Genomic DNA, 10,232 nt, shown 5'->3' with positions numbered 1-10,232 from the left:
TTGAATTGAGGCGCGCCGAAAGGCGTCGGCTCCAATGAAGGGTTAGGGTGCACCGAGGTTAACCTTTGACATCGGGACAGCAGACTCCATAACCAACTGAAGCGCTAAGCAGGGATCAATCACCGCCTTGCCCATGCCGACAACCTCTTGTATCGACAAGCTCAGCAGAATGGGCCAATGCTCAGGATTAGGGCAGAACTTTGAAATGATGGGAAAAAGGGCTGGCCACAACGTGCGGACGTAGTTGATTGGAATGTCTTGGGGCTTGTTTTTCTCGGGGATGCGCGGCAAACCAAAAGCGTCCGTTCCAACTACCGACGTGACATGCTTGAAGATTTCGTTGATGTCTGGAAGGCTGGAGCAACCCGCTTGCTGTGCACCCCCAGCTGCAAGGCCCCACACTGAGTACTGAGACTCTGCAAGTGGCTTGTTCAGATGATCCCCAAAGAAGTAGGTCTTTCCCCCTTGAGTCTCGATCACTGTTAGCAGGCTCGTCTCCGGTGCACCGCGCGCCGCAGCTAGAGCTCTAAGCGCGGCCTGGCAGGAGTACCCGGCCAACGATCCTAGAGCGCACAGCAACGACTCGACGTGTACCCCTCGGTCTGTTTTCATCGCGTTAAGCAAGCGTTGCGTCACGTCCTTAGCGCCGATCTTTGCGCCAATCAAAGGATCGGTCTTGCTTCGCTCTGCGATCTGCCGAAACAGAGCTTGTTCTGCTTGATCCGTAGGCGCTGCGCTTTGGGATGAGGTCGCTGCGGCGGCGCCTCCGAGAAAGGAAAAGAGTCGTTTCAGCATGAAGCGTCTATCGAGAAGGATGGGCGGTAAGAGGAACAAGATTTGTGCACCCTAACGTTGATGTATGGCGCATGGGGTGACGCATAGCGCCGCCAGCTGTCGCCATATGTCCGATCGTGGATTCGGCCTCTGGGCCGCTTGAAGTCTTGCGTTGCCTTGCATATGCTGTATGTATGTACAGTATCAAATAACTTCGAAAAACCTCACCCAATTCTGAACTGGCTTGACCGCCGGGCGGCTCGGTAGCAAGCCCTTGGTTGTGGCCGCTGCCATTGGAGTCGATCATGCTCGATTCGTCCATCGTACCGGCGGGGGATGCTGCATCGGCATCGGCATCGGCATCGGCATCGGCATCGGCGGCGGCATCGGCGGCGGCTTATGCGTCTCCATCTGCGTCCGCATCTGCGCGGCTTGCCGTGCCATCTCGCCGCGTAGCACCAGCAGGCGCATCCAAGTCCATGCCCTTGCCGCCGCTGCAATCGGCGCGCCTGCTGGATCAGTTGCGCGAGCGGATCCGTTTTCTGCATTACAGCCGCAACACCGAAGACGCCTATCTGCATTGGGCGCGCGCCTTCATCCGCTTTCATCGCCTGCGCCACCCCTCGGAGCTGGGCGGCCCCGAGGTCGAGGCCTTTTTGAGCTGGCTGGCCAGCGAGCGTCAGTTGTCCGCGTCGACCCATCGTCAGGCGCTGTCCGCACTGCTGTTCCTCTATGGCAAGGTGCTGGGGCTGCAGTTGCCATGGATGTCGGAAATCGGTCGCCCGCGCTCGCAGCGGCGGCTGCCGGTGGTGCTCAGCCGCGAAGAGGTCCATCGGCTGCTGGAAGCCTTGCCGGATGGCTCATTGCGTCTGTTCGGATGGCTGCTCTACGGCACCGGCATGCGCCTCACGGAAGGCTTGCGCCTCAGGGTCAAGGACCTGGACTTCGCGCACCGGGCCATCATCGTGCGGGAGGGCAAGGGCGCGAAGGATCGCGTCGTGATGCTGCCCGAGTCTCTCTGCGCGCCGTTGAAGCAGCAGCTCAGAGTGGCCCACGATCTATGGCGTCAGGACCAGCAAGACGGGCGCGCCGGCGTTGAAATGCCGGACGCACTGGAGCGCAAGTACCCCAGGGCAGGCCAGAGCTGGCCATGGTTCTGGGTGTTCCCACAGAATGCCCACTCCACGGACCCGCGGACCGGCGCGGTGCGGCGGCACCATATGTTTGACCAGACCTTCCAGCGCGCCTTCAAGCGCGCCGCGCATGCGGCCGGCATCGGCGCCACCAAGCCGGCCAGCCCGCACACGCTCAGGCATTCCTTTGCCACGCACCTGCTGCAGGCCGGCTACGACATCCGCACGGTGCAGGAACTGCTCGGACACGCCGATGTGGCCACCACCATGATCTACACCCATGTGCTCAGGCTCGCCGGCGGCGCGGTGCGCAGCCCTGCCGACCTGCTGAGGCTGGCGCCGACGATGGCTGAGCTCAGTCGACAAAGAAGTCCGGCAGGAAGTTCGTCGTGCCCGGCTTGACGCTGTATTGGTCCAGCTCGGTGATGCCATGCTGACGCAGCAGATCCTCGTCGATGAAGAAGTTGCCGGTGCAGCTGCGGGCATCGCTGGTGAGTACCAGGTAGGCGGCATCGGCCATGATTTCTGGCTTACGGCACAAATCCATGTCCACGCCCGGGATCATTTGCAGCGCCGCGGTGGCGATGGGGGTGCGCGGCCACAGCGAGTTGACGCCTATGCCCAGCGGCCTGAACTCGCCGGCATGGCCCAGCGTGCATTCGCTCATGCCGTACTTGGCCATGGTGTAGGCCACATGGTTGGCGAACCAGTGCTCCTTCATGTTGAGCGGCGGCGACATATTGAGCACATGGGGGTTGCGGCCGGCCTTGGCGCTTTGCGTCAGCTCGCCCAGGCAGGCCTGGGTGCAGAGGTAGGTGCCGCGCACGTTGACACCGAACATCAGGTCGAAGCGCTTCATCGGCGTGGCCGGGGTGGGCGTGAGGCTGATCGCGCTGGCGTTGTTGACGAGGATGTCGATGCCGCCGAAGCGCGCCACCGCCGCGGCCACCGCGGCCAGCACGCTGGCCTCGTCGCGGATGTCGCATTGCAGCGGCAAGGCCTGACCCCCGGCGGCCTCGATCTCGGCCGCGGCGCTGTAAATGGTGCCGGGCAGCTTGGGGTTGGCCTCGGCGGTCTTGGCCGCGATGACGATGTTGGCGCCGTCCGCCGCGGCGCGCTTGGCCACCGCCAGGCCGATGCCGCGCGAGGCGCCGGTGATGAAGAGGGTCTTGCCGCTGAGGTTCGTCAACATGATGCTTGCGTCTCCTGGTGTCCGATCCGGCCCGCGCCGGGCGCTAGGCCGACGGTACACCAGTTCAGTGCCAAGCCGCCGGCCCGCCTCGCAGCCGCTTGAGCGCCTTCGGCAGTCGCAGCAGCAGCAGCAGCATCAAGCCGCCCAGAAGCAGCATCGCCGCGCTGGCCGGCTCGGGCACGGCCGCCGCCACGCCCAGCAGTCCGGGCTTGCTGAAGTCCAGCGCGAAGGCGTTGCGGTCAAGGCCGTCCGGCAGGCTGCCGATGCGCAGGCCCTGGTGTTCCAGGCTGCCGCTGTAGGCCAGGAAGCTGGGCATGCCGCCGGCCGCAAAGAAGGCTGCATCGCCGCTGAAGTTGATCACCCCGCTCAGCACCAGATCGCCCTGCACCAGCAGCAGGTCGCTCTGACTGCCCAGCTCGATCTGCAGCGCGCCCTGCGGGTCCAGGGTCAGCGCCCCGTGCACGGCAAGGGTGCCCGGGCTGTTGCCGGGAGACAGCACGCCGCCGGCCAGCACATGCACGGCGCCGGCAATCGTGCCGCTGCCGCCCAGGATGGCGCCGGCCTGTACCTCCAGGTCGCCGGTGAAGCTGCCGTTGATGAGCAGGCGGCCGGCCTGTACGGTCGAGATGCTGGCCAGCGAGGCCAGGCCTTGCAGGTCCAGCGTGCCCTGGCCCAGCTTGTGCAGACCGCCCGCGCCGCTCAGCGTGGTGTTCACGCCCAGGCTGTGGCCATTGCTGTCAATATGGGCGCCGCCGGCCTGCACCAGCACGCCCGCCACATTGAGCAGAAAGTTCGGCTCGCTGCTGTTGGCGCGCAGCACGCCACCGTCGAAGACGATGCTGCCATTGGCGCGCACGATCTGCTCGGTTTCCAGCACGCCGCGCGCGGCGGCCGTGCCGTCAAGGTAGAGCGCGCCGCCGCCCGCCAGGCCCTGGCCCAGATAGGTCTTGGCGCTGTGCACCAGGCCGCCACCGGCAATGCGCAGCGTGCCGCTGCCGCGCTCGCCGATATAGAGCGGGCCGGTGATCCAGCTGGCGGGCTGGCCGCCGGCATCGGCGCCCTGAACCTCCACTGTGCCGCTGGCGCCGAACCAGTTGCCGATCTGGCCCCAGGCGCTGCCGACGCGCGCGCCGTTGCGGATGTCGAGCCGGCCGTTGGCGTGGCCGTCGTAAAGATCGCCCGTCAGGCCTGCCAGACCGTTGCCGACGATCAAACCCTGGCTCAGGGTCAGCATCGTGCCGTCCACCGTCACCAGGCCCTTGCCGAGCTTGGAGGCGCCGATGTCCAGCGCCACGCTGCTCAGGCTGGCAGCGCTCTTGATGAGCAGCGTGCCGTCGCCGTTGTAGCCCACGAACATGGCGCCGCCATTGGTCCAGCTGGCGCCGTCCAGGGTGGCGCTGGCGATGGCACTGGCCTCACGGCCGATATAGGCGTTCTGGCTGCTGATGATGGCGCCGTTGAGCGCGCTGAGCTGCGCTTTGCCATAGTCGCCGACGATGAAGTCGCCCGCATGGGTCCAGATGCTGTTGTCGACGACGGCATTGCCCAGCAGCGCATTGCGGGCCAGATAGTAGTTGGAGCCGGCGCCGATCACGCCCGTCACATCGCTGACGAGGGCACGGTCGTGCAGGTAGAGCGTCGCCAGCCCGGCATTGCCGACCACGAAGCTGTTGCTGTTGACCCAGCTCGAATGCTTGATGTCCACCAGGCCCAGGCCATCGCTGCTGCCCACGGTGGTGTCGCGCGAACCTATCCTGGCGTCGTTGCTGAGCAGCACGGTGCCGTTGTAGACGCCGTTGCCCACGCCCACGTCGAAGCCCAGCGAGTTGACCCAGCTGGCGCGGCTGCCGTCCGGCGTGGCCGCACCATCGATGCTCACCAGCCCGGGCCCGCCGGCGCTGCCATTGAGCACCACGCTGCCGCTGCTGAGGCGCGCGCCCTTGCTGAGCCAAACCTGCCCGGCCGCTCCGCTGGCATAGAGGGCCTCCACCGACAGCGTCGCCGGCGGCCCCACCGAGGCGAGCTCGAGCGAACCGTAGACGAACGCGAAACGCGCGCCCGCGCCGGCCTGCTGCACCGTCACGGTATGGCCCGCCTTGATGGTGGCGGCATCGGCACCGCCGGGCATGCCGGGCGTCCAGGTGGCGGCATCGAACCAGTCGCCGCTCTGCTTGGTTTCCGCCGCCCGTACCGGCTGCACCAGCGCAAGCAGAATGACGACGGCAACAAGGCCGACGCGGTTTGGATCAAGGCCTTGCTGCATGGCTGCTCCCCCTGCTCGGGTGCGCCGCCGCCGGAAGATCGGAGGGACGTGGCGCAATGTCACATACATTGCGCCCGCGCGGGGGGTTGCCCCCCTAGGACCCTCAGCGCCGCGTAGCCTGCTGCTGGCGCATCAGCTCGCTCACCATCTTCACCGGCGCGCTGCCATGGCTGAGGAATTCGGTGTGGAAGTCCTTGAGTGAAAAGGCCGCGCCACGCTGCGCCTTGAGCTGCTCGCGCAACGCCATGATTTCCGAGTAGCCGGCAAAGTAGCTGCTCAGCTGCACCGCTGTGACCTGGGCGCGGTGCCATTTCTCCTTGGCCTCGGTCTTGGACTGGAAGGCCTCGCGCTCCAGCAATTGCTGCGCCTCGGCCTGGCCCTGGCCCAGCACATGAGTGCGGTAGTCGAGGATGGTGTTGCAGACCGCGCGCAGATTCCACTTCGAGTACATCAGCCACATCTCGGGGCTGGGCTTGCCGTCCACATCGCCCCAGCCGGCCTCCATCATCATGCGTTCGCTGTAGACCGCCCAACCCTCCACCATCGCGCCATTGCCGAACAGGGACTTGACCTTGGAGGGCGATTTGTTGGCATGCAGCAGCTGCAGGTAATGGCCGGGGATGGCCTCGTGGATGCTGAGGATCTGCAGCACCCAGTGGTTGTACTCGCGCAGAAAACTCTCGGCCTCCGCGGGCTGGTACTTGTCCAGCGGGTCGACGTTGTAATAGGTCGCGCCCTGCGGGTCCAGCGGGCCGGGCGCGCTGATCGAGGCGCCGGCCACGCCGCGCATATAGGCGGGCGTCTCGCGCACCTGCAGCGGCCGCGTCGGGTCCAGCGCCAGCAAATCATGCTGCGCCACGAACTTCGCCAGCGCCGGGATCTGCGCCTTGATCTCGTCCACATAGCCGGCCGGGCTGACATGGTTCTCGCTCAGCTTGTCGATCACGCGCGCGATCTTGTCCAGGCGCTCGGCGGGCTTGGCGGCGTCGCCGAACAGGCCGGGCCAGAGCTGGTCCGACAGCTCGCTCATGCGCTGGTGCAGCGCCTCCTTGTGCTGCAGCGCGCGCTCGTAAAGGCCGCGGGCATCGACGTCGGCCTGGATGTCGTAGCCGAACTTGGCCTCGAACGCGGCCTGGCCGATGCGGAAGCTGCGCCCCGTGCCGGCGGCGCTCTGGCGCGCGTCCAGGGCCTTCAGCGCGGCGATATAGACCTGCAGCGCGCGCTCGGCGGCGCCGTTGTGGCGCGCCAGGCGCTGCGCGGCAGCGGCGCTCAGCTGCGCTTTCTGCTGCGCCTGCTGCAGGGCCTGCGGGATCTCGCTCGCGAAGGTGGCCAGCGCGCCCTCGCTCTGCTGGATCGCCAGGCGCAGATGCTCGGGGCTGGGCTCGTGCAGCTGCGCCAGCGCGGCGCGGTAATAGGCCGGCACCTGCTGCAGGCGGCGCTCGATCAGGGCGAGGCGCCGCGGCAGCGGTGCGAAGTCCTTGTTGAGCAGCTCGCCAAAGGCGCCGGCGACGTTGTACTCGGAGGGATCCCATTGCCAGCTGCGGAACTCGCGCAGCTGCCAGATGCTGGCGCGCAAATGGTTTTGCAGCAGCGCCAGATCACCCTGCTGGGCGGGCGTGAGCGGCGCGCGCTCCAGGCGCGCCAGGCGCTGCAGCCAGGCCTCGCAAAAGCGCAGCTGCGCCTGGCGGTTGGCGGCCGTGGGCGCGGGCAGGCGCGCCGCGGCGGCATATTCGCCGGCCGCCACCGCGGCCTCGGGCAGCAGCGCCCAATAGGCCTTCAGGAAGGCATCGACCTCGGCGTCGAAGCTGGCGGCGGCGCTCGCCTGCTGCTTCGTCTGCTGCGCCTGCGCGGCCAGGGCCGGCTGGGGCAGCAGGACCCCGAGGGCCCCCAGGGTCAGCATGCTGGCAAGCGCGCAGTGGCTGAGCAGGGGCAGGCGGCGGGTGGTGGTGTAGAAAGTCATGGGCGGGCTCGCAGCTGAATCCGGCGCATTGTGCATGGCCGGCGAGCACGCTTTTTTCAGGACGACATAATGCCGCCAATGCTGACGAATCCATCCGCCTTGCGTGCCCTGTTACCCGCACTCGGTGCCCTGCTCCTGGCCGGCTGTGGCCTGAGTTCGCCGCTGAAGGGCGCGCCCAAACCCTCGGTCTACCAGAACGAGAAGTTCCAGGCCGACGAGACCTTCTCGCGCCTGTTCGACGCCGGCGTGGGCGAGACCTGCGAGGCCGCGCGCCGCGCCCTCCTGAGCCAGGGCTATGTGATCACCAACGCCAATACCGGCATGGTGATGGGCGCCAAGCGCTTCCAGCCCGATGGCGAGGAGCATGTGGAGATCTCCTTCAACGTGGTGTGCGTGCCCGACGGCAAGAGCAGCCAGATCGCCACCGCCTTTGTCTCGGCCCAGCAGGACCGCTACGCGATCAAGAAAAGCAGCAACGCCACCAGCATCGGCGTGAGCGCGCTGGGTTCGATCTCGGTGCCGCTCTCCTCCTCGCAGGATTCGCTCGTCAAGATCGCCTCCGAGACAATTCCCGCCGGCGCCTTCTACGACCGCTACTTCGCGCTGATGCAACGCATGTTGCGCGAGCAGGCCGCGGATCAGCCGCAGTAGTTAACAACGAAGGGCTGCAGCTCAAAGCGGCCGCTCGTACTGCAGCCTTGCCGTCATGCCGCTGCGCCAGCGGTCGTCCAGGCGGTGCTCGCTGCCCTGCACCAGCACGCGGCGCTGCGTCAGCTCGTCGGCATGCAGCAGATTGCTCAGGCTGGCACGCCATTGGCCGCCGCCGGCCGGCTCTTTTCTCCACAGCGCATAGAGGTCCAGCAGGCGCTTGCTCGGCAGATCGACGAAGCGCGTCTCGGACTGGCGCTGCGGCCCGCCCGCCTGCAGGTTCAGATTGCCGCCCCAGCTAAAGCCCGTTCCGGCCACGCGGTGGTCCAGGCCCAGGTTCAGGCTGGCGGGCGTCTGCTGCGCCAGGCGGTTGTCGGGGCCGGGCACGGCCGCCACGCGCGAGCGGTTGAAGGCCAGGTTGCCGCGCAGGTCCAGCGCCGGCAGCGCAGGCCAGAGCTGCTGCAGCGCCAGGCGCGCCTCCAGCTCGATGCCCTGCAGCACGGCACGGCCGCGGTTGGCGCGCGTCTGCACCCAGGCGCCGTTGGCTTGCTGCAGCAGATCCTCGACCACCACGTTCTCGATGCGCTTGGCATAGGCGTTCAGGCCCAGCTGGCCGGCCTTGCCACTGGCACCCAGCGGGTGGCTCCAGCCCAGGTCCAGGCTCCAGGCCAGCTCGGGCTTGAGCGCCGGATTGCCCTGCAGATCGGGCGTGGTGGGGCTGTTGTTGTTGGCCACGAAGCGGCGCGGCATCAGCTCGCGCGGGGTGGGGGCCTTGTAGCTGCGCGCCAGGCCCAGGCGCAGCTGGTCGCGGCTGGCGGGCAGCTTCCACAGCAGCTGGGCCACCGGGCTCACGACGCTGGCGCGGCTCCTCACGCCCTCGAACACATTGCCCTCGCTGCGCTGGTGCAGACCCTCCCAGCGCAGGCCCAGCGTGGCCTGCCATTGGGGCGAGAGTTCCCACTCGTCCTGCACGAACAGCGCCAGGCGGCGCACGCGCGCCTGGTAGACCTCGTCCAGGTTTTCCACCGGCAGGCCGCCGGGCAAGGGCTGCTCGCGCTGCAGGCGGTCTTCATCGCGCTGGCTCTGCTCGCCGTCCCAGCCCAGGCTGAGCTGGTGCGCATCGCCGGCCGGCCGGCGCCAGCGCCCGGCCAGGCTCAGGCCCTGGTCCACCGCCAGCGACTGCACCTCGGCGTCGCGGATCCAGCGCTGCTCGAAGTCATAACCATCGAAGTCCGCGTGCGAGTCGCGCTGGTTGCGCGTCAGCCCCAGCTTCAGCTCCCATTGCTGGCCATCCTCGTCCTGCTTGCGCTGCCAGTTGAGGCGGCTGCGCAGGCTGTAGCCATGGGCGGCGATGAGCAGGTCGTTGCGCGCCTGCTGGGGCGGCGGCCCGAGCTCGCTGCTGCGCCGATCGAGCGCGCCGCCGCGCGAGCGGAACAGGCGCAAGAGGTGGTCGGTGCCCAGGCTTTCGGCGGGCGAGAGCGTCCAGCTGGCGCGCGGCGCCAGCGTGAGCCGCCAGCTATGGTCGAACTCGCGCTTGTCGGTGCCATAGGCCTGCGTGAGCTGGCCTTGGGCGTCATGCACCTGCTGCTGCAGCGCCATCGGCCAGACCAGCTTGTCGCTAGCGACGCCCAGGCCCAGGCCCCAGGCCAGCGCGCCGGCACGGTCTCCCAGCTGCAGATCGGCGTTGGCGCTGGGCCGGTCGAACTGGCTGGCAAGGCCCAGCTTGAGTTCGCGCTGCGCGCTGCGCGGTACGCGCCGCAACACGATGTTGACGCTGCCCGCGATCGCCTGGTTGCTCTGCGCCACCGAGGCGGCGCGCGAGACCTCCACGCGCTCGATCAGCTCGGGCGAGAGGCTTTCCAGCGCAAAGCCCGGCGGCACCGGCTCGCCGTTCAGCAGGATCTGCGTGTAGCCGCCGCCCAGCCCCGACATGCGGATCTCCGCGCCGCGCGGGCCGTTGTTCACCACGCTCAGGCCCGGCATGCGCTGCAGCGCGTCGGTGAGGCGCGTATCGCCATGGCGCAGCAGCTCCTCGCGCCCCAGCACCAGCAGGGCACCCACCGATTCGCGCCGCAGCGCCTGCGCGCTCGCCTCGCCCTGCACCTGCACCCGCTCCAGCTGCGCCTTGCCATCCGCCGGCTGCGCCTGCGCGCAGGCCAGCAGGGGCGCGGCCCACAGCAGCGCCGCGCCCACCCTGTTCATCTCCCTCGTCTTCAATCCAGCTCTCCTCGTTCGGGCCGCGATTAGACAGTGACAATGCGC

Annotated in this window: 8 protein-coding genes; 2 read left to right on the top strand and 6 right to left on the bottom strand. The window is 67.7% G+C overall.

Annotation, left to right across the window (positions count from 1 at the left end; all coding sequences use genetic code 11):
- Positions 1-42: 42 nt before the first annotated feature.
- Positions 43-795: a hypothetical protein gene (locus WG898_RS21860; RefSeq protein WP_339604896.1), complete on the bottom strand. Its 753-nt coding sequence runs from the start codon at positions 793-795 to the stop codon at positions 43-45.
- A 282-nt stretch (positions 796-1,077) separates the two neighbouring features.
- Positions 1,078-1,245 (bottom strand): hypothetical protein, encoded by a 168-nt coding sequence (locus tag WG898_RS21855; RefSeq protein WP_339604895.1) that lies wholly within the window; start codon positions 1,243-1,245, stop codon positions 1,078-1,080.
- An 8-nt stretch (positions 1,246-1,253) separates the two neighbouring features.
- On the opposite strand from WG898_RS21855, the gene WG898_RS21850 reads away from it, so the two are divergent.
- Positions 1,254-2,309: an integron integrase gene (locus WG898_RS21850; RefSeq protein ID WP_339604894.1), complete on the top strand. Its 1,056-nt coding sequence runs from the start codon at positions 1,254-1,256 to the stop codon at positions 2,307-2,309.
- Here the strand turns inward: WG898_RS21850 and WG898_RS21845 are convergent.
- The 3 genes from WG898_RS21845 to WG898_RS21835 form a co-directional block, all read right to left on the bottom strand.
- On the bottom strand, positions 2,263-3,099 hold the full coding sequence (locus WG898_RS21845) for an SDR family oxidoreductase (protein WP_339604893.1): 837 nt from the start codon (positions 3,097-3,099) through the stop codon (positions 2,263-2,265). The two genes, WG898_RS21850 and WG898_RS21845, sit on opposite strands and share 47 nt — an antisense overlap.
- 64 nt (positions 3,100-3,163) lie before the next feature.
- A complete protein-coding gene (locus WG898_RS21840; RefSeq protein ID WP_339604892.1) occupies positions 3,164-5,362 on the bottom strand; it encodes a hypothetical protein in 2,199 nt (732 codons plus the stop codon).
- Positions 5,363-5,465: 103 nt separating this feature from the next.
- On the bottom strand, positions 5,466-7,322 hold the full coding sequence (locus tag WG898_RS21835) for a DUF885 domain-containing protein (protein ID WP_339604891.1): 1,857 nt from the start codon (positions 7,320-7,322) through the stop codon (positions 5,466-5,468).
- Positions 7,323-7,400: 78 nt separating this feature from the next.
- Here WG898_RS21835 and WG898_RS21830 point away from each other — a divergent pair, with 78 nt between their 5' ends.
- Complete coding sequence (locus WG898_RS21830; RefSeq protein ID WP_339604890.1) at positions 7,401-7,973, top strand: DUF2242 domain-containing protein; 573 nt, start codon at positions 7,401-7,403, stop codon at positions 7,971-7,973.
- 21 nt (positions 7,974-7,994) lie between these two features.
- Here the strand turns inward: WG898_RS21830 and WG898_RS21825 are convergent, their stop codons facing one another.
- Complete coding sequence (locus WG898_RS21825; protein ID WP_339604889.1) at positions 7,995-10,172, bottom strand: TonB-dependent receptor plug domain-containing protein; 2,178 nt, start codon at positions 10,170-10,172, stop codon at positions 7,995-7,997.
- Between the last annotated feature and the right edge of the window lie 60 nt (positions 10,173-10,232).

Source organism: Paucibacter soli (assembly GCF_037482845.1).
Lineage (GTDB): Bacteria > Pseudomonadota > Gammaproteobacteria > Burkholderiales > Burkholderiaceae_C > Paucibacter_B > Paucibacter_B soli.
This window is presented reverse-complemented; position numbering and strand designations above follow the sequence as displayed.

Bases quoted from the DNA above. Each gene is read 5' to 3' on its own strand.
- WG898_RS21860 (WP_339604896.1), bottom strand. From the start codon at position 795: ATGCTGAAACGACTCTTTTCCTTTCTCGGAGGCGCCGCCGCAGCGACC.
- WG898_RS21855 (WP_339604895.1), bottom strand. From the start codon at position 1,245: ATGCGCCTGCTGGTGCTACGCGGCGAGATGGCACGGCAAGCCGCGCAG.
- WG898_RS21850 (WP_339604894.1), top strand. From the start codon at position 1,254: ATGCCCTTGCCGCCGCTGCAATCGGCGCGCCTGCTGGATCAGTTGCGC.
- WG898_RS21845 (WP_339604893.1), bottom strand. From the start codon at position 3,099: ATGTTGACGAACCTCAGCGGCAAGACCCTCTTCATCACCGGCGCCTCG.
- WG898_RS21840 (WP_339604892.1), bottom strand. From the start codon at position 5,362: ATGCAGCAAGGCCTTGATCCAAACCGCGTCGGCCTTGTTGCCGTCGTC.
- WG898_RS21835 (WP_339604891.1), bottom strand. From the start codon at position 7,322: ATGACTTTCTACACCACCACCCGCCGCCTGCCCCTGCTCAGCCACTGC.
- WG898_RS21830 (WP_339604890.1), top strand. From the start codon at position 7,401: ATGCTGACGAATCCATCCGCCTTGCGTGCCCTGTTACCCGCACTCGGT.
- WG898_RS21825 (WP_339604889.1), bottom strand. From the start codon at position 10,172: ATGAACAGGGTGGGCGCGGCGCTGCTGTGGGCCGCGCCCCTGCTGGCC.